General features: G+C 70.5%; 23 protein-coding genes and 1 pseudogene. 12 read left to right on the top strand and 12 right to left on the bottom strand.

Annotated elements, in window-relative coordinates:
• Positions 1 to 48 precede the first annotated feature (48 nt).
• Positions 49 to 567, bottom strand: coding sequence for a CGNR zinc finger domain-containing protein (locus tag ACYVK3_RS00185; RefSeq protein WP_460495219.1), 519 nt, complete (start codon positions 565 to 567; stop codon positions 49 to 51).
• A 51-nt stretch (positions 568 to 618) separates the two neighbouring features.
• On the opposite strand from ACYVK3_RS00185, the gene ACYVK3_RS00180 reads away from it, so the two are divergent.
• The gene (locus tag ACYVK3_RS00180; protein ID WP_460495218.1) at positions 619 to 1,179 is read left to right on the top strand and encodes a putative glycolipid-binding domain-containing protein; all 561 of its coding nucleotides are present in this window, start codon (positions 619 to 621) and stop codon (positions 1,177 to 1,179) included.
• A gap of 65 nt (positions 1,180 to 1,244) precedes the next feature.
• On the opposite strand, the gene ACYVK3_RS00175 is transcribed toward ACYVK3_RS00180, so the two are convergent.
• Entirely contained in the window at positions 1,245 to 1,583 is a 339-nt protein-coding gene (locus tag ACYVK3_RS00175) for a peptidase inhibitor family I36 protein (RefSeq protein ID WP_460495217.1), read from the bottom strand.
• Between the two features lie 243 nt (positions 1,584 to 1,826).
• On the opposite strand from ACYVK3_RS00175, the gene ACYVK3_RS00170 reads away from it, so the two are divergent.
• Positions 1,827 to 2,564: an SDR family NAD(P)-dependent oxidoreductase gene (locus ACYVK3_RS00170; RefSeq protein ID WP_460495216.1), complete on the top strand. Its 738-nt coding sequence runs from the start codon at positions 1,827 to 1,829 to the stop codon at positions 2,562 to 2,564.
• Between the two features lie 22 nt (positions 2,565 to 2,586).
• On the opposite strand, the gene ACYVK3_RS00165 is transcribed toward ACYVK3_RS00170, so the two are convergent.
• Positions 2,587 to 2,790, bottom strand: coding sequence for a hypothetical protein (locus ACYVK3_RS00165; protein ID WP_460495215.1), 204 nt, complete (start codon positions 2,788 to 2,790; stop codon positions 2,587 to 2,589).
• A 71-nt stretch (positions 2,791 to 2,861) separates the two neighbouring features.
• On the opposite strand from ACYVK3_RS00165, the gene ACYVK3_RS00160 reads away from it, so the two are divergent.
• Positions 2,862 to 3,767: a LysR family transcriptional regulator gene (locus ACYVK3_RS00160; protein WP_460495214.1), complete on the top strand. Its 906-nt coding sequence runs from the start codon at positions 2,862 to 2,864 to the stop codon at positions 3,765 to 3,767.
• Positions 3,768 to 3,774: 7 nt separating this feature from the next.
• Here ACYVK3_RS00160 and ACYVK3_RS00155 read toward each other — a convergent pair whose 3' ends face one another.
• The 7 genes from ACYVK3_RS00155 to ACYVK3_RS00125 all read right to left on the bottom strand — a co-directional run bounded on the left by ACYVK3_RS00155 (position 3,775) and on the right by ACYVK3_RS00125 (position 10,237).
• Positions 3,775 to 4,227 carry an NUDIX hydrolase gene (locus ACYVK3_RS00155; protein ID WP_460495213.1) on the bottom strand — a complete coding sequence of 151 codons (453 nt, stop codon included), beginning with the start codon at positions 4,225 to 4,227 and terminating at the stop codon, positions 3,775 to 3,777.
• A gap of 135 nt (positions 4,228 to 4,362) precedes the next feature.
• Positions 4,363 to 5,775, bottom strand: coding sequence for a helix-turn-helix domain-containing protein (locus tag ACYVK3_RS00150; RefSeq protein WP_460495212.1), 1,413 nt, complete (start codon positions 5,773 to 5,775; stop codon positions 4,363 to 4,365).
• A gap of 139 nt (positions 5,776 to 5,914) precedes the next feature.
• A complete protein-coding gene (locus tag ACYVK3_RS00145; RefSeq protein WP_460495211.1) occupies positions 5,915 to 7,087 on the bottom strand; it encodes a pyridoxal phosphate-dependent aminotransferase in 1,173 nt (390 codons plus the stop codon).
• A gap of 121 nt (positions 7,088 to 7,208) precedes the next feature.
• The gene (locus tag ACYVK3_RS00140) at positions 7,209 to 7,619 is read right to left on the bottom strand and encodes a VOC family protein (protein WP_460495210.1); all 411 of its coding nucleotides are present in this window, start codon (positions 7,617 to 7,619) and stop codon (positions 7,209 to 7,211) included.
• A 48-nt stretch (positions 7,620 to 7,667) separates the two neighbouring features.
• On the bottom strand, positions 7,668 to 8,435 hold the full coding sequence (locus ACYVK3_RS00135; RefSeq protein WP_460495209.1) for a helix-turn-helix transcriptional regulator: 768 nt from the start codon (positions 8,433 to 8,435) through the stop codon (positions 7,668 to 7,670).
• 354 nt (positions 8,436 to 8,789) lie between these two features.
• Positions 8,790 to 9,389 carry a dihydrofolate reductase family protein gene (locus tag ACYVK3_RS00130; protein WP_460495208.1) on the bottom strand — a complete coding sequence of 200 codons (600 nt, stop codon included), beginning with the start codon at positions 9,387 to 9,389 and terminating at the stop codon, positions 8,790 to 8,792.
• The gene (locus ACYVK3_RS00125) at positions 9,386 to 10,237 is read right to left on the bottom strand and encodes a metalloregulator ArsR/SmtB family transcription factor (RefSeq protein WP_460495207.1); all 852 of its coding nucleotides are present in this window, start codon (positions 10,235 to 10,237) and stop codon (positions 9,386 to 9,388) included. Before ACYVK3_RS00125 ends, ACYVK3_RS00130 begins: the two co-directional genes overlap by 4 nt.
• A gap of 303 nt (positions 10,238 to 10,540) precedes the next feature.
• Between ACYVK3_RS00125 and ACYVK3_RS00120 the strand changes: the two genes are divergently transcribed.
• Positions 10,541 to 13,579, top strand: coding sequence for an alpha-mannosidase (locus ACYVK3_RS00120; RefSeq protein WP_460495206.1), 3,039 nt, complete (start codon positions 10,541 to 10,543; stop codon positions 13,577 to 13,579).
• A gap of 12 nt (positions 13,580 to 13,591) precedes the next feature.
• Here the strand turns inward: ACYVK3_RS00120 and ACYVK3_RS00115 are convergent, their stop codons facing one another.
• Both ACYVK3_RS00115 and ACYVK3_RS00110 read right to left on the bottom strand, forming a co-directional pair.
• A complete protein-coding gene (locus tag ACYVK3_RS00115; protein ID WP_460495205.1) occupies positions 13,592 to 14,413 on the bottom strand; it encodes an ABC transporter permease in 822 nt (273 codons plus the stop codon).
• A gap of 11 nt (positions 14,414 to 14,424) precedes the next feature.
• The gene (locus ACYVK3_RS00110) at positions 14,425 to 15,357 is read right to left on the bottom strand and encodes a DrrA family ABC transporter ATP-binding protein (RefSeq protein ID WP_460495204.1); all 933 of its coding nucleotides are present in this window, start codon (positions 15,355 to 15,357) and stop codon (positions 14,425 to 14,427) included.
• Between the two features lie 91 nt (positions 15,358 to 15,448).
• Between ACYVK3_RS00110 and ACYVK3_RS00105 the strand changes: the two genes are divergently transcribed.
• The 8 genes and pseudogenes from ACYVK3_RS00105 to ACYVK3_RS00070 all read left to right on the top strand — a co-directional run.
• Positions 15,449 to 16,036 carry a TetR/AcrR family transcriptional regulator gene (locus ACYVK3_RS00105; protein WP_460495203.1) on the top strand — a complete coding sequence of 196 codons (588 nt, stop codon included), beginning with the start codon at positions 15,449 to 15,451 and terminating at the stop codon, positions 16,034 to 16,036.
• Positions 16,037 to 16,295: 259 nt separating this feature from the next.
• A complete protein-coding gene (locus tag ACYVK3_RS00100) occupies positions 16,296 to 17,366 on the top strand; it encodes a FecCD family ABC transporter permease (RefSeq protein WP_460495202.1) in 1,071 nt (356 codons plus the stop codon).
• The gene (locus ACYVK3_RS00095) at positions 17,363 to 18,154 is read left to right on the top strand and encodes an ABC transporter ATP-binding protein (RefSeq protein WP_460495201.1); all 792 of its coding nucleotides are present in this window, start codon (positions 17,363 to 17,365) and stop codon (positions 18,152 to 18,154) included. The genes ACYVK3_RS00100 and ACYVK3_RS00095 overlap by 4 nt, the downstream gene beginning before the upstream one ends.
• The gene (locus tag ACYVK3_RS00090) at positions 18,151 to 19,155 is read left to right on the top strand and encodes a TroA family protein (RefSeq protein ID WP_460495200.1); all 1,005 of its coding nucleotides are present in this window, start codon (positions 18,151 to 18,153) and stop codon (positions 19,153 to 19,155) included. Before ACYVK3_RS00095 ends, ACYVK3_RS00090 begins: the two co-directional genes overlap by 4 nt.
• Entirely contained in the window at positions 19,152 to 20,408 is a 1,257-nt protein-coding gene (locus tag ACYVK3_RS00085; protein WP_460495199.1) for an MFS transporter, read from the top strand. The genes ACYVK3_RS00090 and ACYVK3_RS00085 overlap by 4 nt, the downstream gene beginning before the upstream one ends.
• A gap of 64 nt (positions 20,409 to 20,472) precedes the next feature.
• Positions 20,473 to 20,688: pseudogene (locus ACYVK3_RS00080) on the top strand (class I SAM-dependent methyltransferase); the annotation flags it as partial.
• A gap of 171 nt (positions 20,689 to 20,859) precedes the next feature.
• The gene (locus tag ACYVK3_RS00075; protein WP_460495198.1) at positions 20,860 to 21,021 is read left to right on the top strand and encodes a hypothetical protein; all 162 of its coding nucleotides are present in this window, start codon (positions 20,860 to 20,862) and stop codon (positions 21,019 to 21,021) included.
• A 145-nt stretch (positions 21,022 to 21,166) separates the two neighbouring features.
• Positions 21,167 to 21,774, top strand: a 608-nt coding sequence (locus tag ACYVK3_RS00070) for a superoxide dismutase (protein WP_460495197.1), incomplete at its 3' end; no start/stop codon positions are given.

Genomic DNA, 21,774 nt, shown 5'->3' with positions numbered 1-21,774 from the left:
GTCGGGCGAGTGCTCGCCCGACGCCGGCGCAGCCCCGTGACGCGGCCGCTATTCGCCGGCGCGGGCGCGCCGGCGGTGGGCGCGGACCTTGGCGATGCTGCCGCAGGAGCGCCCCTCGGGGCCGCCGGCGGTCATCAGGCACCAGCGCTTGCTGCCGTTGCGGCTGTGGTCGTAGAAGACCCAGCGGCAGTCGGGGCAGGCTTTCAGCCTCCGCCAGTGGCCTGCCGCGATCGCCTCGAGCACGGCCGCGACCAGGTCGCCGGCGCGATCGCCTCGGTGGCTGAAGCCGACCGCGCCATCGGCCACCCGGGGGCGCAGCTCCAGGCGGCCGATCCACTCGTTGACGACGTCTGCGGTGTCGGCGGAGCGTTCGACCGTCCTGCGGAGGTCCGCGCGCAGCGCCAGGAGCTCGTGCCGGCGCGCCTGCGGCAGTCCCGCCTGTTCGGCGTACTCGTCGAAGTGGTCTTCGGCTCGCCGCGTGTCGTTGGGGATGCGCCAGGTGTTGAGCAGGGCGCGCACCGCCTCCAGCGCGCCCGGCGCTTCCTGACCGCTCCCAGTGCTAACCACCGAATCATCATACCGGTATACACGGCCGCATCGGTATGTTAACTTGTGAAAATGATAGATGGTTATCACGAAGCCGATGGCGACCGGAGCGTCATGTGGACTCCGAGGCAATGGCCCGGATCCGAGCACCTGGCGCTGCGCATGAGCGGCGACGGGATCACCGCGGACGGGATCGTCCTCGCCGCCCTCGACGAGGGGCTGACTCGGCTGGCCTACCGGATCGAATGCGACCGTGCCTGGGCCACACGCTCGGTGGTGATCGATCTCCACGGCCATGCTCGCCGCATCCTCACCCGCGACGAACGCGGCCGTTGGTTCGAGAACGGCGGTGAACGGGCCGACCTGGACGGATGCGTCGACGTCGACATCGCCTTGACGCCGTTCAGCAATACGCTTCCGATCCGGCGCCTGGGCCTTGCGCCGGGGGATGCCGCGGATCTGCGGATGGTCTATATCGAGCCCGTGCCCGAGCCGAACATCGCTCCGACCGAGCAGCGCTACACCCGCCTCGAGAGCGGCTACCGCTTCGAGTCGGAGGGCTTCCGCGCCGACCTGCCGGTAGACGAGGACGGCCTCGTCACCGACTATCCCGGCCTCTGGACCATGGAGTGACCGCGCGGAGGCCCCGCCTCACTCGCGTGAAGCGGGGCCTCTCGGCTGCAACGGTGCGGTACGCGTCAGATCCAGCTGTGCGCGTGCACTCGCTTGTCCCACTCGCCGGGATGGAGGACCTCTACGAGGTCGTCGCAGTCATCGTCCCAGTAGAGACGCACCTCGTGGTCGAGGTTGTTGATGGCCGACCCGATCTTCCAGTCGGGTGCGACGTCGCAGTTGGGGCCGGGGTTGTAACGGACCGACATAGGTCCTTCGAAGGACTTGCCCTTCCAGAAGCAGACCGCGTTGTGCGGGCAATCCTCGGGCCAGTCGTCATGGTCCGATCCGGCCGCCGCCGGTGTCGCGAATGCGGCGATGGTGAAGCATGCTGTGGCGACGCCCGCCAGGATGCGTTTGCGCATGATGTGATTCCCCCTTCTCTTCCACCGGATCGGTGACCCGGTGGGGCACTTGCATTGAACCGCTACATGCGGTCATGAATAAGATACGTAGTGTGATCATCTCGGGGGTCGGTTCCACGGCAACGTCGCGGTGAACGAGAAGCGCTTCAGGGCAGATGGGGCAGATAGTGTCGGCTACCCGACAGATTCGCGTCGGCGTCTCGACCGGGTGTGGACCGGCCGGTCCGGCGATACGGTAGGCCGATGAACCGATTCGAAGGCAAGGTCGCCGTCGTCACGGGCGGTGCCAAGGGCATCGGCGAGGCCTGCACGGCTCGCCTCGCGAGCGAGGGCGCGGCCGTGTACGTCGCCGACATCGACGAGGAAGCGGGGCGGCGCATCGCCGAGGAGACCGAAGGCGACGTCTACTTCCACCGGTGCGACGCCTCCAGCGCCGCTGACTGGGCGGCGCTGTCCGCGGCCGTGCTCGACGTTCACGGGCGCATCGACGCGGTGGTCTCCAATGCGTTCGCCAACGTCCGCGGCGCGCCCCATGCACTGTCCGAAGCGGACTGGGGTCTGACGGTCGACGTCACGCTGAAGGCCACCTACCTGGGTGTCAAGGCGTTCATCGAGCCGCTGCGGGCCGTGCGCGGCGCGGTGGTGGCCGTCTCCTCGGTCCACGCCCGCCGCTCGCAACCGGGCTACACCGCCTACGCCGCCGCCAAGGGCGGGCTCAGTGCGCTCATTCGGCAGCTCGCCGTCGAGTACGCCCCTGAGGTCCGGTTCAACTCGGTCGCACCCGGCCCTATCCGCACCACCCATTGGGCGGACACCTCCGAGGAGGAGATCGCCCGCGCGGGCGACGGCACCCTCATCGGCCGCATCGGCCGACCCGAGGAGGTCGCCGCCGCCGTCGCCTTCCTCGCCTCCGAGGAGGCGAGTTACGTGACAGGTGCCGAACTGCCCGTGGACGGTGGGTGGCTCGCCATGAAACGCTGACGCATCAGCACCCGCGAGCGGTTCACCCGCCGAGGGCGGTCGCGCCGGGGCCGATCGTCAGCACCGGCGGGCCGTGCACGGCCGGCTCGCGCCACATCGAGAGCCGCCCACATGCGCAGCGCGCGTACACCACGGTGCCGGTGGAGGTCCGATGGCGGGACACCACGGTCAAAGCCTCGCTCATCGCCAGTTCGCAGATCGGGCAACGGTCTTCGGTGTTGGTCATGACTCAAGTCTCGGCCTAGAATCGTCCGGTAACAACGAAAGTTTCTTCACCGGACCATTTGGGATTGTCGAATGATCGATCCGCGCCTTCGGACCTTGCGCGCGCTGCGGGCGCACGGCACGGTCACCGCCACCGCCTACGCGCTGCACCTCACGCCGTCGACGGTCTCCCAGCAGCTCAAACAGCTCTCGCACGAGACCGGTATCAAACTGCTCGAGCCGATCGGCCGCCGCGTCCGCCTGACGCCGGCCGCCGAACTGCTGCTGGAACACGCGGACGGCCTGTTCGCGCAATGGGAACGCGCCAAAGTGGACCTGGCGGCATATGCGGACGGCGAGATCGGCACGCTGCGCATCTGCGGCCTCTCCAGCACCGTGTCCGCTTTCATCGCGCCCACCGCGGCCCGCCTGCGCGCCGAGTATCCGGGCGTGCGGCTCCATCTGGCCGCCGTCGAGTCCGAGGCGGCGTTCCGTCTGCTGGAGGCCGGCGAGACCGACATCGCGATCTTCCACCCGACCGAATCCACGCCGCCGCCCTCCGACAGGCGCTTCGAACAGGAGTTCCTGTTCGACGACATCGAGGACCTGCTGGTACCGGCCGGCCATCCCTTCGCGGCCCGCGAGAGCATCGAACTCGCCGAGGCCGCGGACGAGGAGTGGATTGACATGGGGAGCTGCGTCGACCAGCACCAACTGCTGTTGAGCGCCGCGGCGGCGGCGGGATTCACACCCGATATCGCGCATCAGGCCGACACCTGGGACAGCGCCTCCGGTCTGGTCTGCACCGGCTTCGGGGTGACCCTGTTCTCGCGGCTGGCGTCGATCCCGGCAGAGCACGAAGTGGTGCGAGTGCCGCTGCGTGGGCATTCGCGCCCCATCCGCCGGATGTTCACCGCGGTGCGTCGCGGCAGCAGGGCGCAACCGGCCATCGCCCGCGGACTGACCGCCCTCAGCGAGGCCGTCCGCCGGCGCGGCTGAGCCCCGCTCACTCGCGTTGCCAACCGAACTCGGCGTACGCCGCACCGTCCGCGATGCGGTCGAGCGCGTGCTCGACGTAGCCGACGAGCGCCGTCATGTCGCCCGGCTCCGCCCACGTGAGCCGGGCGCACTTGTGCGGCTCGCGGTTTCGCGGCCGGCCGACGAACCGGGACGCGCGGAAGAACAGGTCGACCCGTTCCTCGCCGTCGATCGGGTCCATCTTGTGCTGTGTCAGCACCAGCGCCAGGTCCGCGGGATCGACCTCGACCCCGAGCTCTTCGGAGCATTCGCGCACGGCCGCCGCGGAAGCACTCTCGCCCCGTTCCACGTGTCCGGCCGGCACACTCCACTGTCCGTCGGCGTAGCCGGTGCCCGCGCGCTGGGCGAACAGGACGTCATGTCCGTCGAAGAGGAGTACATGGACGGCGAGCGGGTAGACGTTGCTCGATTTCGGGCTCATGTTGTCTCACCTCTGACCTCTATGCTCAGCGCCCGCGGCTCGGTCCGCCGCTCCCGTGCCGCCCCACAGCATGCCATGCGGGCCGACGCCGGTCTCCGACGCGAATGCTTCGCCGTCCTGCTCGGCCGGTGACGCTCACGGCGTCCCTGCGGTCGAGCGGCGGCGCGTGAGCCGCGAGGCGAGGGCGATGAGGGCCGCGGCCGTCAGGGCGATCGAGACCGGCCGCAGGATCAGACCCCACGGCCAGGCGGGGCCGGCCAAGTCCTCCGGGGTGCGGTACTCGAGCGACTTGGCGACCCATCGGGCGGTGGCGACGTCGTAGAAGTCGGCGATGTCGCGCAGCGCCCCGTCGAACGCGAAGCCCGGCTCCTGGTGCAGAAAGTCGGGGGCCAGTCCTTCCGGCAGATCGAGATCCTCGGCCGCGCGAGCCGCGTCGGCTCCGGGAACCACCAAGCGGTCCAGTTTGGGCGCGGCCGAATCCAGGTCTCCCCGTGGCACGAAGACCAGACCGTGCCGCGACTCGATCGGCCCGCCGTCGGCGGTCACCGCGAGCGGGCGGGCCAGATACGAGAGCTCCGTATAGGGCCGGAACGCCGACGCCAGCGCGATCTCGCCGACCCCCTCGGTGAGCAGGACGCCCATGGTGGGCCGGTCGAATCGGTAGCCGGCGCTGAGCAGCCCGACCAGGTCGGCGGGCGCCGGCCGGGAGCGCTCGGTCTCGGACGCCACGCCGGGCACGTAGTCCGGCCAATGCACCGCCCTCGCCGCGCGCTCGGCGGCCTCCGCTCCGACGAGCCGCTCCACGGCCCGCAGCGTGCCGTCCACGCCGGACAGGACGCCGGCGGTGGTGACGATGTCGCCGTCGTCGACGTAGCGAGTCCCTTCCTGCCAGTCGACCGAGGGATAGTCGCGACGCAGGCCGATCAGTCCCAGCCAGTGCGACGTCGCGGGCCGGTCGTCCAGCATGCCGCCCGCCGCCAGCACCGCTGCGCCGACGCACACGGCCACCAGCAGCGGGTCGCCGTCGGCCCGCTGGCGCCGCAGCCATTCGACGATCGGCTCGGAGCTCGGCTCGGCCGAGTCCCTCAGCTGCGGTACCACGATGACGTCCGCGGTGGAGTCGGAGCGCTCGTCGAACTGGTCGAACGTCAAGTCGGGCACGAGGTCCAGGCCTCCGGTCAGTGGCACCGGATCGGGCTCCTCGGCGACGGTGTAGACGTTGAAGGCCCCGGTAGCGGCCAGCACCTCATACGGCACCAAGCTGTCCGCGATGTTCGTGCCCTCCGGGCTCAACACGATCACCGCGGTCGGCTTGGCCGGATCGTGCTCCTGCGCCGCGACCGCCGCAGCGGCGGACGCTTCGCCTTCGCGCTCCGGATAGACCGAGTCCACGGCCCCCGTGATCCCCGCCGCCGCGACCGCGGCGACGGCGGCGGACACCGCTAGGGTCTTCAGCGCGATGCGCCCGGCGGCCCACCAGCGCCCGCGCTCGCGGCTCGGGGCCTCGTCGACCGGCCGCGGTTCGGTGGTGCATTCGTTGATGCTCATGCCGTCAATCTCATCCGAGCCGCGGCGGTCTCACCAGTGCCGAAAGCACCACTCTATTCGTGAATCCGCACGTGAACGGCATGCATTTGTCACATGTGGAGATGACGCGTCGGCCGAGTGCGCGTCGGTGCCGGCCGTCTCAGTGCCGGCCGCAGCTCCCGCCGAGGCGGTCGACGGCCTCCCGAAGGACCTCCGCTCGCTTGCAGAAAGCGAAGCGGACCTGCGTGCGGCCTTCGCCGGGGGAGTCGTAGAACACGGCGTTGGGCACGGCGACGACACCGCAGCGCTCGGGGAGGGCGCGGCAGAAGGCGAAGCCGTCGGTCTCACCCAGCGGTGTGATGTCGGTGGTGAGGAAGTAGGTGCCCTGGGGCCGGTAGACCTCGAATCCGGCGGACGCGAGCCCGGCCGACAGGAGGTCTCGCTTGGTGTGCAGGTCCCTGCGGAAGTCGTCGAAGTAGGCGTCGGGCAGGTGCAGGGCCTCGGCGATGGCGTACTGGAAGGGGCCGGCGCCGACGTAGGTCAGGAACTGCTTGGCCGTGCGCACGGCGGCGACGAGGTCCGCGGAGGCGGTCATCCAGCCGACCTTCCAGCCGGTGAAGGAGAAGGTCTTGCCCCCCGAGGAGATGCCGACCGTGCGCTCCCGCATGCCGGGCAGCGAGATCATCGGGACGTGCTCACCGTCGAAGACGAGGTGTTCGTAGACCTCGTCGGTGACGACCAGGAGATCGCGGGCGATGGCGAGCTCGGCGATGGCGGCCAGTTCCTCGCGGGTGAGGACCATGCCGGTCGGGTTGTGCGGAGAGTTGAGCAGCAGCAGGCGGGTGCGCGGCGTGATGGCGTCGCGGAGCGCGTCGATGTCGGGGCGGAAGTCGGGGGCGCGGAGCGTGAGGGGGACTCGTCTGGCGCCGGCCATGGCGATGCAGGCGGCGTAGGAGTCGTAGAACGGCTCGAGGGCGATGACCTCGTCGCCGGGTTCGAGGAGGGCGAGCATGGAGGCGGCGATCGCTTCGGTGGCGCCGGCGGTGACCAGCACTTCGCTGTCGGGATCGAAGGAGAGGCCGTAGCGCCGGCGCTGGTGTTCGGCGATGGCCTGCCGCAGCTCGGGGACGCCGGGGCCCGGCGGGTACTGGTTCCCGCGGCCGTCCCGGATCGCGCGGACGGCGGCCTCGGCGATCTGCGCCGGGCCGTCGGTGTCCGGAAAGCCCTGGCCCAGGTTGATGGCGCCGGTGCGCTGAGCCAGCGCCGACATCTCGGCGAAGATCGTGGTGCCGAACCCTTCGAGCCCGCGGTTCAGCAATGGCCTGTCCTGCATGTGTTCACCCGCGCTTCCTACGTCGAAGTCTCGTATGACCATACGCAGCAGGGCGCGATCGGATCGCCGACCTCCGTCCGCGAGGGCACCGTCCGATGCGGCGGTGCCCCCGCGGTCGTCGTCATTCCGGGGTGGCGGGCATCGCGGACGGGTCGTAGGCCAGCAGTTCCCAGCTGTGGCCGTCCGGGTCGTCCACGGCCCGGTTGTAAAGCCAGCCCATGTCCTGCGCGGGCCGGGGCTCGGTGCCGCCGGCGGTCACGGCTGCGGCGGCCAGGCGGTCGACCTCCTCCTTGGAGTCGGCCGCCAAGGCCAGAATCGACTCGATGGCGCCGGAGGCGATCTGCCGCGAGGTGAACCGGGAGAACTGCTCGTGGGTCATGAGCTGTACGGCGATGGCCTCGCTGAGGACCACTTGCGCTGAGGTCTCGTCGGTGAACTGGGGATTGAGCGTGCCGCCCATCGCGAGATAGAACGCCTTGCTCGCCTCCAGGTCGGCGACGGGAAGGTTGACGTAGATCTGGGTGAATGCCATCGAGGGCTCCTCGTTTCGAGCGGCCGGTCCTTCCGGCCTGGTTCGAACTTACGGCCGCACCTCGGCATCGGTCTTGTACAGAAGCGACAGCATCTCCTCGCCCGCGAGCCGCTGCAGCTCGGTCGCCTTGCGGCCGACGAACCGCTTCAGCGACCGGGCCAGGTGCGGCTGGTCGTGATAGCCGACCTGGTGCACGACCTCGGCGGCGGCCTCGCCCTGCCGCAGCAGCATCGCGGCCCGGCGCGCCCGCTCGATCTGCCGGATGGTGCCCTGTGTGAGTCCCGTGGCGGCGGCGACCCGGCGCTGCACGGATCGGGGCGTGACCAGCATGGGCGCGTCTCCGGCGAGGACGTCGGCGATCAGCGGGTCCCGGACCAGCAGTCCGGCGCGGACCAGGCGGTCGACGAAGGTCTCCGCGTTCTCGTAGCCGGGGATCTCCCATTCGTCGCCCGCCAACACGAAGGTGCGCGCCGTCGTGTGCGGGCTCATCACGCTCGTGTCGACGAGGCTCGGGACCGGTAGGTTCCGCATGAACGCGCCGTGCCGGAAGATCACCCCGAACGTGCCGTCGATCCGGGCGCCCATGGGGATCACCGTGGGACGGGTCTCGGGACCGCGCACCGACACGTTGGTGACGCCGTCGACAGTCCATGCGATGAGCTCCCAGTTGGAGTTCGCCACCGACACCATTCGTTCGGGGGAGAAGGACGTGCCGGACGACCCGTCGTCCGCCACCTGGTAGACCCGCTCGATATAGGGCGAGTCCGACGACCGGTGGTCCAGCCCCGGTACGCCGTCGAAGCGATCGTGTGCCACCTCACGCATAGTAGCGCCGTGTGCGGGGGCCATCGAATGATGCCGACTACGCCGGTCCGGGCCGGGAACTGTCCGACCGCGCGAGCGGACGATGCAGTCAGGTCCTCACCGCCGTCTCGTCGCCGAGTCGGCCGGCGACCGCGCGCAGCGCGGCGATGACGGCTTGGAGGCTTGCCGACCGTTCCTCTCTCGTCGCGGCTACCGCCGTCCGGCCGAGCCAGGCTGGATCGTCGACGCGGACGGTCGCGATGTCGGCCGGCAGACCGGGCGCGGCGACGGAGGCGGGCCCGGACGGCGCTCCGGACCGGTCGCCGGGGAACCGTGAGCGGTCGCGGCGTGTGCGGCTCGGCCGGTTCAGCGCACCCGGTCGTAGACCAGGGCGATCTCGCCCAGGTCGCCGGCCGCGTGATGTGCCAGCGTCCACTTCGTGGCCGGCAGGCCGTCCTCGAACAGTCGCCGACCGCCTCCGGCGATCTCGGGGACCATCATGAGATACAGCCGGTCGAGCAGGTCCGCCGAGAGCAGGTCCTTGATGACGCTCGCGCTGCAGTTGACGAGGATGTCGCCCTCACCGGAGGCCTTGAGCTCGGTCACGACCTCCGCGGTGGGGGCGTTCACGACGCGGGTGCGTTCCCAGGGCGCCTCGGTCAGCGTGCTCGTAAGGACCACCTTCTCCGTCTCTACCAGCCATTTCGCGTATCCGCGATCGCGCGGATCGGCGTTCTCGTCGTCGGCGACGGGCGGCCAGTAGCCCATGAAGCCCTCGGCGTTCAAGCGCCCGAGCAGTGCCGTCGTCGCGCCTTCGCACATGCGCTCCATGTGGTCTCGTGCGACCTCACCGGTCGCATACGGGATGATCGCGCTGAGGTCGCCGGGACCTCCGGGACCGTTGTAGCGTCCGTCGAGGCTGAGGTTCAGGTTCGCGGCCACGCTGCGGCCGGTCGAGTCGTTCATTTCTTGCTCCTTGTGTCGGTAGTGGGCTCGTGCGCTTCCCCGGCGATGGCCGCGGCGAGCTTGTCGAGCGTCTGGCCGAAGCCGATCTCGATCCCCGCGATGAAGTCCGCCGAGTCGACCGTGCTGTCGGTGATGCGGTAATGGACGTCGAGATCCGTGCCGCTGCCGGTGGACCGGAGGTCGTAGCCGACATGAGCGGTGAAGGCGACGGCGCCGTCGGGGAGCAGCGGTGAGAGCCGATAGGCCAGGCGCTCACCGGCTCGCGCCTCGTCGACGACGCCCTCGGCGCGCCCGGCGACCACGTCGGACTCCTCGGCGTCCTCGGCATCGCGGTACTCCTGGACGATCCGAGCGCCCGGTCGCGCCTCGAAGACGAGCTGGGAGACGCGGAGGTCGTCGGGCGTCCACCATCGGGCGAGGAGCCGGGGCTCGGTCAGGTAGCGCCAGACCAGTTCGGGCCCGCCCTTGAGCGACCGGAGGAATCGGAACGAGCGGCCGTCGGCCCAACCCGGCTCCTCCGCGGCGAGCCGCTCGGCCTCAAGAGACAGGCCGTAGCGGTCGAACGTCGAGTGCGGGCCGCCGACGAGGTCGGCGGCGTCGGCGAGTCGGCTCAGCGCCGCCGCCAGATCCCGCAGGGCCGCGGGCCGGAGCGCGTAGATGCGGCGCTGGCCGGTGCGCTGGGAGGCGGCGAGGCCGACGCGTTCGAGGTGCTGCAGGTGCTTGGTCGTTTGCGGCTGGCGTGCGTCGGCGAGCTGGGCGAGGACGCCCACTGGGCGGGGCCGCTCGGCCAACAGGTTCACCAGCCGCCAGCGGACCGGGTCGGCCAGCGCCGCGAGGAGATCTTCCATGCAAGAAGTATTCCATGGAACGAATATTCTTGTCAAGGAATATATGTGGGGGATCTGTAAACCGGCGTACGCGCCTCGGCGCTGGCATCACCACCGTCTGACACTCAGGACGACTTCGGCACGCGCGGTCGATCGTCGCCGCGGAACGCGGATCCAACGCCCCTCGTGAACTGCCCCGGGCGCCCTGGTGCGGGGAGGCGTCGGAAGGGTCGTTCGATACCGTGGAACGCGAGGCAGACAAGGTGAGCCGGAACCGCTTCCGGCACTTCGACTGATCAGAGCCGACGCTCACCAGGAGTTCCATTGCACCAGCACCACCGCGCCGTCCGGCTCCGCATCGATCGCTTCCTCCGGGAGCGGCTCGAACCCGCGCAAGTGCGGGCGAGTGCTCCGGTCCGGCTCGAAGCCTGGACGGCTCCCGGAGAACCGGTGCCGTTCGCCGAGGCCGCCGCCCAGTCCTTCGCGCCGGTGGAGCCCGGCCACGCGTGGGGGCGGCCGTGGGGCACCGTCTGGTTCCGCCTGACCGGGACCGTGCCGGCCGAGTGGGTGGCCGATCCCGCCGACATCGAACTCGTCGTCGACCCGGGGTTCATCGGGGACGCCGCGGGCTTCCAGGTGGAGGCCCTGGTCTTCGACGGCACTGGGCGCACGCTCAAAGCGATCGAGCCGAAGAACGACTACGTTCGCCTCGGCCTGGCACCGGGCGAGTCCTTCGAGCTCTACGTCGAGGCCGCCGCGAATCCCAACGTCGACGAGGGCAACAGGTTCGCGCCGACACCCATGGGCCGTCTCGAGACGGCGCCCGAGGACCCGATCTACCGGCTCCGGCACGTCGCGGTCGTCCACCGCGACGTGCCGGTGTGGGAACTGATCCAGGACGTCGCCGCCGTCCACGGGCTGGCACTCGAGCTGCCCGACGCTTCTCCCCGCCGCGCCGAGCTGTTCACCGCCTTGGACGCGATGGTGGACGCCGTCGACCCCCGCGATGTGCACGCCACCGCCGAAGCCGGCAGGGCCGCACTGCGCGAGGCCCTGGCCGCGCCGGCCTCCCGCAGCGCCCACCGCGTGTACGCCGTGGGCCACGCGCACATCGACTCCGCATGGCTGTGGCCGGTCCGCGAGACGGTGCGCAAGTGCGCGCGCACGTTCTCCAACGTGCTCGACCTCATGGACGCCGACCCCGACCTGGTCTTCGCGTGCTCCTCGGCACAGCAGTTCGCGTGGATCAAGGAGCACTACCCTCAACTGTTCGAACGCATCCGAGCCCGCGTGGCCGAGGGCCGCTTCGTCCCCGTCGGGGGAATGTGGGTCGAGTCGGACACGAACATGCCCGGTGCCGAAGCGATGGCGCGCCAGTTCGTCGAGGGCAAGCGCTTCTTCCTGGAGGAGTTCGGCGTCGACACCGCTGAGGTGTGGCTTCCCGACTCCTTCGGGTACACGGCCGCCCTCCCTCAGATCGCGCGGGCGGCCGGAGCGGACTACTTCATGACGCAGAAGCTCTCGTGGAACGAGGTCAACCGGTTCCCGCACCACACCTTCGACTGGGAGGGCATCGACGGCACGCGGATCTTCGCGCACTTCCCGCCGGTCGACACCTACAACTCGACGCTGTCGCCCGCCGAGCTGGCGCACACCGAGCGCAATTTCGCGGACAAGGGCAGGGCCAACACGTCCCTGGCGCCCTTCGGTTTCGGCGACGGCGGTGGCGGGCCCACCCGCGAGATGATGGCCGCCGCCCGCCGCGCCGCGGACCTCGAAGGGTCGCCGGCGGTGCGGCTCGCGAAACCGATCGACTTCTTCGAGGCGGCGGTCGCCGAGCACGAGCCGCGACCGGTATGGCACGGCGAGCTCTACCTCGAGAACCACCGCGGCACCTACGCCTCCCAGGCCCGTACCAAGCGCGCCAACCGGCGCAGCGAGGCGCTACTCCACGAGGCCGAGCTGTGGGCGGCCACCGCGACCGTCCGCACCGGCGCCACCTACCCCGCCCGCCTGCTGCGCCGCGTCTGGCGCTCGGTGCTGCTCAACCAGTTCCACGACATCCTGCCCGGCTCGTCGATCGGCTGGGTCTACGACCAGGCCGAGGCGGAGTACCGCCGGATCGAGGCCGAGCTCGAGTCGGTCATAGCCGACGCTGTGGCCGCCCTCGGCGAGCCCTCGGGGGACGTGTCCGGGGAGCGCTTCGTGAACTCCGGTCCCTACGAGCTCGACGGGGTGCCCGCGTTCTCGGTGGCGCCCCGCCGGGTCTCCGGCTCGGTCGACGTCGAGCGGTCCGAGGGAACGATCACCGTGCGCAGCGACGCGATCGTTCTGGTGCTCGACGGCGACGGTCTCATCACCTCACTGGTCGACCGGGCGACCGGGCGCGAGACCGTCCCTCCAGGAGAGCGCGGCGGCCTGCTCCAGCTGTTCAACGACACCCCGCGGCGCTACGATGCCTGGGACGTCGACATCGAATACCGGCGTTCCCAGCGGGATCTCGCCACCGCCGACGAGGTCGAGGTGATCGAAGACGCCGTTGAGCGCGCGGTCGTGCGCACGGTGCGCGCCTTCGGCCGCTCGACCGTCGAGCAGACCTTCACCGTCGAGGCCGGGCGCCGCGCGGTCGGCATCGAGACCGCCGTCGACTGGCACGAGCAGCAGCAGATGCTCAAGCTCGCGTTCCCGGTCGACGTGCACACCGCTTCGGCGCGATCGGAGATCCAGTTCGGGCACATCGAGCGCCCCACGCACACCAACACCAGCTGGGACGAGGCGCGCTTCGAGACATGCGCGCACCGCTGGGTGCACGTCGACGAGGCCGGTTGGGGTCTGGGCGTGGCGAACGACGCGACGTACGGCCACGACATCACGCGACATCCGCGACGCGGCGGCGGCACCTTCTCGGTCGTGCGCCAGACGCTCCTCAAATCGCCGCTGTTCCCGGACCCGACCGCCGACCAGGGAGCCCATGTCTTCCGCACCTCGCTCGTCCCGGGCGGGATCGCCGAGGCCGTGCGTGCCGGCTACCGGCTCAACCTGCCGCTGCGGAGCACCTACGCGGGCCCGGTCGAACCGCTCGTGAGCGTCGAGAACCCGGCCGTGGTCGTGGAGACGGTCAAGCTCGCCGACGACGGCTCCGGCGATGTCGTCGTGCGACTCTACGAGGCGTACGGGAGGCGAACGCAGGCCGTGCTGCGCACGGGCTTCCGAGTGAGCGGCGTGGTCGAGACGGATCTGCTCGAACGCGCCGTCGAACCCGCCGCCGTGCGATCGGGCGATGCCGAGACGGTGGCGCTCGCGCTGCGGCCGTTCCAGCTCGTGACCCTGCGATTCGCGGAGGAGGCAACCGGAATCGGCTGAAGTCCGCCTCGATCAGGCCCTGTTGTAGGCGTGGGCGGCGAGCGGGGCGAACAGCAAAACCAGTGCCAGTGACCAGCCCAGGGTCCAAAGGACGTCACCGACGACGGTATGGCCGGCCGGGATGGCGTCGGGGCCGAGCATGAGGCCGCGCATGGCATTGGCGACGACGGTGACCGGCTGGTGCGCGGCGAAGGCTTGGAGCCAGCCGGGCATGGTCCCGACCGGGACGAACACGGCGCTGGTGAAGCCGAGCGGAAAGACGAGCAGGTAGACGGCGGCCTGGACGGCCTCGGCGGAGCGGATGAGCAGCCCGACGGTCACCATCATCCACGCGACGCCGAACGAGAAGACCAGCGCGACTGCGACGGCGGCCAAGACGCTGAGGAGGTCGCTCTGCCAGCGGAAGCCGATGACGGCTCCGACGCCGAGCATGACCAGTACCGTGAGCAGTGCCCGAGCGAGATCGGCGATGGTGCGCCCGGCGGGGACGGCGAGGCGCGCCATGGGGAGCGAGCGGAATCGGTCGACGGCGCCTCGCTGGAGATCCTCGGCCATGCCGGCGGCGGTGTTCGCGCCGGAGAACAGCGCGAACTGGGCGATGAGCCCGGGGATGAGCCAGTTGACGTAGGCGTCCTCGGCGCCGGGCGGCAGCGTCGCGCTGACGGCGCCCCCGAAGACGTAGGTGAACATGAGGATGAATATCACCGGCATGACCGCCGAGAGGGGCAGCACTCCTGGGGTTCTGATGGTGCGGCGGAGGTTTCGCCGGGTGATGACGGCGGTGTCGGTGAGCAGTCGTCCGGTGGGCGAGCCGGTGGCGGCGGAGGCGGTCATGGTCGGCTCCTTCAGCGATCGGTCGCGGCTGGGCGGTGGTGAGTGAGTTCGAGGAAGACGTCGTCGAGGGTGGGCTTGCGCAGGGCGACGCCGGTGGGCCGGATGTCGTTGGCGTCGAGCGCGTCGAGCGCGGCTCGCAGGTCGGCGTAGCCGCGTGGAGCCGGTACGAACAGCCCCTCTCCGTCTACTGTGGCGGTGCTGAGGACATCGGCGGCGCTGTCGCGGTCGGCTTCGGCGATCTCGATCGCGAGGACGGTGCCGCCGATGCGGTGCTTGAGTTCGTCGCCGGTGCCCTCGGAGATGACGCGACCGTGGTCGATGACGGCAATGCGGTCGGCGAGCCGGTCGGCCTCTTCGAGGTACTGGGTGGTGAGCAGGACGCTGGTGCCGTCGGCGACGAGACGGCCGACCAGGTCCCACAGTTCCCGGCGGTTGCCCGGGTCGACCCCGGTGGTGGGCTCGTCGAGGATGAGCAGCGCCGGGCGGCCGACCAGGGAGGCGGCCAGGTCGAGGCGCCGCCGCATGCCGCCCGAATACGTCTTGGCGTAGCGGCCCGCGGCCTCGGCGAGGCCGAACAGGTCGAGGATTTCGCGGCTGCGCCGCTTGGCCTCGCGAGAGGGCAGGCCGTAGAGGCGCCCGACCATCTCGAGGTTCTCGCGGCCGGTGAGGTAGTCGTCGACGGCGGCGTACTGCCCGGCCAGGCCGATCGCGGCCCGGACGGCGCCGGGGTCGGCGGCGACGTCGATCCCGGCGACGCGGGCGGTACCCGAGTCCGGCCGCAGCAGGGTGGCGAGGACGCGGATGAGGGTGGTCTTACCCGCGCCGTTCGGCCCGAGCAGTGCGAACACGCCGCCCTTCGGGATCTCGAGGTCGACGCCATCGAGTGCGGTCACCTCGGAACCGAATCGTTTGCGCAGGTCATTGACCTCGACGATGAGCGTCATGGCGGTGTCTCCCCATATGAACATCCTTGAGTACATCTCAGAGTATACATACGGGAGTATTAGACTCGGGCTCGCGAGGAACGGAGGCGCGATGACATTCGAACCCGAGGCCGCACTACCGGTCAGGCGGCTCAAGCGCGCCGAGCGGCGCGAGCAGATCTTGGACGCGGCCATCAGCGCGTTCTCGCGCACTGGTTACGCCGCGACCAGCCTCGACGACGTCGCCGCGGCCGCCGGGATCAGCCGCGCCATCCTCTACCGCCACTTCGAGTCCAAGGCTCAGCTGTACCGCCAGGTGCTCGACCGCGTACGCGACCGCCTCGACGCCGAGACCGGCCACGGCCGCTACACCGAGGAGGCCGTCGACGGCCTCGTCAGCGCCGCGTCCAAGGACCCGGACGGATTCCGGCTGCTGTTCGACCACGCCATGCGCGAACCTGAGTTCGCCGAGGAGATGCGGCGATTCCGCACCGACATGACCGATGTGGCCTACCGGTACCTGTCCGAGATGGTCACTGATCCCGCGTGGGCGAAGTGGGCGGCGCAGTTGAGCGCGACGACCGCGATCGGGGCGGTCATGGCCTGGCTCGACGCCGGACGGCCCGACCCGGAGCTCGTGGGCGATCGCATCAGGCACGCCATCGGCGGCGTCATCGACGCCGCCCGCGCCCAGCGCTGATCGGCGCGCCACGGCCGCCTCGGCGGGCACGTCGGCGCCGCCCTGACGGTCGCTCACGGTGACCAGACGCGGCGTCGCCGGGGACAGCGCCGCATTCGAGTGAGCCCGGTCCCGCGCCGATGATCGGGAGCGGCGTCTTGCGAGCGATCAGCATGCCAGCGTCCGAGCTGGAGGATGCCCGCTTCCTTCGCCTGTGGCTCAGCACTCTTCTCGAATAGTCAAGAATGAGACTCGTTTTCATTATCGATAATCTCGACGCATGCCCCCTACCCGGACTCAGACCGCCGGCCGCACGCTCCCCGTCGCGGCCGGCGCCCTCGCCACCGCCGCCCTCGGCGTCGTGGCCGTCTCAGGCGCCACCGGCACCGTCGACGTCACATTCGGCGACTCGGTCAAGCTCATCACCGGGCACCTCCTGCCCGGCATGCCGTGGATGAGCGACGGCAGCCTCACGCCGCTCCAAGACCAGGCCGTGTGGCAGTTCCGCCTGCCGCGCACCATCCTGGCCGGTATCGCCGGCGCCGGCCTCGCGCTGACCGGGGCCCTCATGCAGGCCATCGTCCGCAACCCGCTAGCCGAGCCCTACCTCCTCGGCGTCTCGGCCGGCGCCGGCCTCGGCGCGGTGAGCGTCATCACCCTCGGCATCGGCGCCGCCGCCGGACTCACCCTCAGCGGCGCGGCATTCCTCGGCGCCCTCACCGCCGCCGTCGCCGTCTACCTCCTCGCCCGCCAAAGCGGCGTGCTCGCCCCCACCCGCCTCATCCTCGCCGGCGTCGCCCTCGGATCGCTCCTGAGCGCCGTCACCAGCTACCTCACCATCACCACCGAGGCGCAGAACGTCTTCAGCATCCTGTTCTTCCTGCTCGGCAGCGTCGCGGCCGCCACCTGGCAGCAGCTCGCCGTCCCCGCCGCCGCGCTGGCGGCCGTGTTCGTCTACGCGATGACGCGCAGCCGAGCCCTCAACGCCCTCCAAGTCGGCGACGAGACCGCCACCGCTCTCGGCGTCCACGTCGACCGCTTCCGAAGCCGACTGCTCATCGCCGCGGCGCTGCTGACCGGGTCGATCGTCGCCGTCAGCGGCGGCATCGGCTTCGTCGGCCTCGTCATCCCGCACATCAGCCGCATCGCCGTCGGCGCCGACCACCGCCGCCTGCTGCCGGTGGCCGTACTCGGCGGGGCCGTCTTCCTCATGGCCGCCGACCTCACCGCCCGCACCGTCGCCTCACCCACGGAGGTTCCCATCGGCATCGTCACCGCCGCCGTCGGCGCCCCGTTCTTCCTGTGGCTCATGCGCCGCGGCCGTGCCGCCCACGCGGGGGTGAACCGGTGAACCTCGACATCGACCACCTCTCGATCGACCTGGCCGGGCGCCGCATCGTCAACGACGTCACCATCGAAGTCCCCGAAGGAACCCGATTGGCGCTCGTGGGTCCGAACGGATCGGGCAAGTCGACACTGCTCCGCGGGCTCTACCGCGTCCACCGGCCCGACGAAGGCACGATCCGAATCGGCGGCGAAGAACTGTGGCGACTCGGCCCGCGCGAAGCCGCGCGCCGCATCGCCGTCGTCGCCCAAGAGAGCGGCGCCGAGCACGAACTGACCGCCTTCGAAGTCGTCATGCTCGGCCGCGTACCCCACCAGCGCGGCTTCGGCGCCGACAGCCCCGCCGACCTCGAATCCGCGGAACACGCGCTCACGCGCGTCGGAGCGGCAGCTCTCGCCGGCCGGCCCTTCGCGGCCCTGTCCGGCGGCGAGAAGCAGCGCGTCCTCCTCGCCCGCGCCATCGCCCAGGACTGCCCCGTGCTGATCCTCGACGAGCCCACCAACCACCTCGACGTCACCTTCCAGCTCGAACTCATGCAGATCGTCGCCGAGCTCGGCCTCACCACCGTGGCCGCACTGCACGACCTCAACCTCGCCGTCGAGTACTGCGACCGCGTCGCGGTCCTGCGCGACGGCCGCTTGACCGCCTGCGGCGAGGCGGCCGAGATCCTCACCGCCGACCTCATCGCCGAGGTCTTCGCGGTGCGGGCCAGCCGCCTCACCCACCCCGCGACCGGACGACCCCACTTCGCCTTCAGCCCACTCGAAACACCCGAAAGGACACCCACGACATGAACGCTCCATCGCGGCGCCTCGCCGCCCTCGGCGCCGTGCTCGCGCTGACCGCCTGCGGCGGCGGCGTCACCGACGACGACACGGACACAGCAGCCGCCGCCGCGGACGAGGTCACCATCACCAACTGCGGCACCGAGATCACCGTCGACGCCCCGCCCCAGGCCATCGTCGGCCTCAGCCCCACCCAGACCGAGCTCCTCATCCGGCTCGGCCTCACCGACCGCCTGGTCGGCCAGGCGCAGACCGCCACCGCACCGCTCAGCGAGGACATCGCCGCCGAAGCCGCCGATGTTCCCGTCCTCAGCGAAGACACCCCGCCCTCACGGGAAGCGCTGCTCGACGCCGAGCCCGACTTCGTGTACGCCCCGACGGACTACGAGTTCACCGCCGAACAGGGCTTCGCCAGCCGCGAACAACTCGCCGACGCCGGGGCCGCCGCCTACACGGCCACCGGCGGCTGCCCCGACCGGCGCATGACCGGCACCGTCGACGACCTGTTCACCGACCTGGACAATCTCGGGACGGTCTTCGACGTCGAGGACACCGCCGACGCCCTCGCCTCCGAGGCACAGGCCCGACTGGACGACGTGCACGCCCGCATCGACGGCCTCGATGCGCCCACGGTCGCCCAGATCTACATCGAAGGCGACAGCCTCACCGCCATCGGCGCCGGCATCGAATACGACATCATCGCCCGCGCCGGCGGCGACAACGTCTTCGGACCCGACGACCCCGAGTTCGCCTCCTTCTTCGCCGCCCAGATCAACCCCGAGGCGCTCGCCGAGGCCGACCCCGACGCCCTGGTCTTCGCCGTCAGCAGCCCCGAGCACGAACAGGCCACCCGCGACTACCTCGAGCGCACGCTCCCGCAGCTCTCCGCGGTCGCGAACGACCGGCTCATCGTCATCTCCGCCTCGGACACCTACCCCGGTTCGCTCGGCAATATCGACGCCGTGCACACCATCGCCCAAGGCCTCTACCCCGAGGCGTTCGACGCGTGAGCGAGCGTCCTCGCAAGATGCTGGCCGAGCCGGGATTCAGGCGCTGGTACGCCGCCCGCATGACCAGCCTCACCGGCACGGCCGCCTCCGGGGTGGCCGTGCCGATGCTGGTGTGGAGCGAGACCGGCTCGGCCACCGCGACCGCCGCCGCATCCGGCCTCTCCCTCGCGCCCTACCTGCTCTTCGGTCTCCTCGCCGGCGCCCACGCCGACCGACTCGACCGCCGCAGACTCATGGTCGGCGCCGACGCCGCCGCGGCGTGCCTGCTCGCGACCGTCCCGGCGGTGGCCCTGCTCGGCAGCACCTCGATACTCCACGTGCTCGCGGTCGTGGCCGCCGCGGGCACGGCCTTCGTCTGGTTCGACGCCGCCGCTTTCGGATCGCTGCCCCAGATCGTCGGCAAAGCGAACCTTCCCCAAGCGAACTCGCTGATCTTCTCCACCTCCACCGTCGTCGGGATCGCGGCTCCGTCGGCCGCGGCCGCCCTCGCCGCCGCGACGAGCCCCGAAGTCGTGATCGGATGCAACGCCCTCACCTTCACCGTCTCGGCGATGCTGCTGCGGCGGCTTCGGATACCCCCGCGGACGGCCGTCCGTTCGGCGACGGTCCGCGCCGACATCGCCGAAGGACTGCACTTCATATGGCGCGAGCGGCGCATCCGCGCCCTGACGTTCGGCGGCTTCGGCATCGCCTTCGCCGGCGGCGGCGCGCTCGGGCTCATCGTGGTGCACGCCGACCAGGCGCTCGGCATCGACGGCTGGCGTCTCGGACTGCTCTACAGCGCCACCGCTTTCGGATCACTGCTCGGATCGGTGCTGCTGCCGAAGGTCACCGCGAGACTCGGGCATGGCCGCGCCTCGATCGCGGCCTACCTGCTCGCAGGGCTCATGATCGCCGCACTGGCGGGTCTCGGCGGTCTCGCTCGAGAGTGGACCAGCCTGGCGCTGGCCGTGCTGTGCTGGATCGCGTGGGACTTCGGGCATACGACCGCCGTCGTCAACGGCATCACGGTCCGCCAGCTGCTCACCGATGATGAACTGCAGGGGCGGGTGAACACGACCGGCCGCATGATCGCCTGGGGCGGAGCGCCGCTCGGCGCGCTGGCGGGCGGCTTGTTCGCCGACCGGTTCGGGGCGGGCGATGCCTACGCTCTGCTGACGGTCCCCGTCGCGGTCGGCCTCGGACTGCTGCTCGCATCGCCGGTGCGGAGCCTCGACAGGCTCGAAGAGCCGTCAGCGGCAGGCAGCGGCTGACCGCGACGACCATGATGGAGAGCGCCGAGATGGCCGCACGGCTCGCCGACGCGAGGCCGGAGCACGGGCGACCGCCCTCCACGCCGCCCCGGCGCCGCTCGGCCTGGCCGAGGCCCGTGCCGATGCCGCAGGGGTGCAGGTCCACTGGATCGAGGCCGACATGACCGCGATCCCGGCACCGAGCGAAGCGTTCGATCTGGTCGCCTCGGCATTCGGCTGCATGTTCGCCCCCGAGCCCGAAGCGATGGCCGCCGAACTCGTCCGCGTATGCCGCCAGTGAGGACGGATCGCGGTCCTTGACTGGACGCCGGATTCGGCGTTCGGTGCGATGGGGCCGCTGGCGGGTGCCTAGCTGCTGAACGGAGCCGGGGGCTCGCCGGTCGAACGCTGGTCCCGCCCTCGAAGCGAGCGAGACCGGAAGCCCCCGAAGAGCGTTTCGACATTCTCGGGGATGGACGCTTGGATCTCGATCCGCGCGGCCGTTGAGCCGACCGGCCGCTGGCCGGAGCTCGAGTCGGATCTGCGCGATCTCCTGGCCGGCCACGGCCGCAACGACGCCGCCGGTTTCCCGCTCCCGGTCGAGTACCTGGAGACGGTCGTATGCAAGGCCTGAACCCGCCGGCGGGGGCGGACGACCCCGTCGCCTGCATCATCGGTTCGCAGCTCGGCGGCCTACTCGTGCGCCTTATTGCAATGAAGTTGCAATTGTGAGATAGTGGCGATAACACCCGCCGATGTTCGAAGGAGACCACCAGCCGATGAGCCTCTACACGCTGCCGGACCTGCCCTACGACTACGGCGCGCTCGAACCCCACATCAACGGCCACATCCTCGAACTCCACCACGACAAGCACCACGCGGCATACGTCAAGGGGGCCAACGACACCACCGAGCGCATTGCCGAGGCGCGGGAGCAAGGCGACTTCGCCCAGATCGTGGGCCTGGAGAAGACCTTGGCGTTCAACGTCTCCGGCCACGTTCTGCACTCGCTCTACTGGCAGAACATGAGTCCCGACGGCGGCGGCCGGCCCGAAGGCGAGCTCGCCGACGCACTCACCGAGCACTTCGGCTCGTTCGAGGCCTTCCACGGCCAGCTCTCGGCCGCGACCACGCTCGTTCAGGGCTCGGGGTGGGGCGTGCTTTCGTGGGAGCCGGCCTCACGGCGCCTGATCGTCGAACAGGTCTACGACCACCACGGCAATGTGGCACAGGGCTCGGTGCCGCTGCTCGCGTTCGACGCCTGGGAGCACGCGTACTACCTCCAGTACAAGAACGTTCGTCCCGACTTCGTCAAGGCGATGTGGGACGTCGTCAACTGGGAAGACGTCGCGGCGCGTTATGCGTCCGCGCGGGCCGGAGCCGTAGG

This window comes from Glycomyces tarimensis (assembly GCF_054776215.1).
The sequence above is the reverse complement of the archived record's forward strand: the minus strand, read 5'-3'. Positions and strand labels throughout refer to the sequence as shown.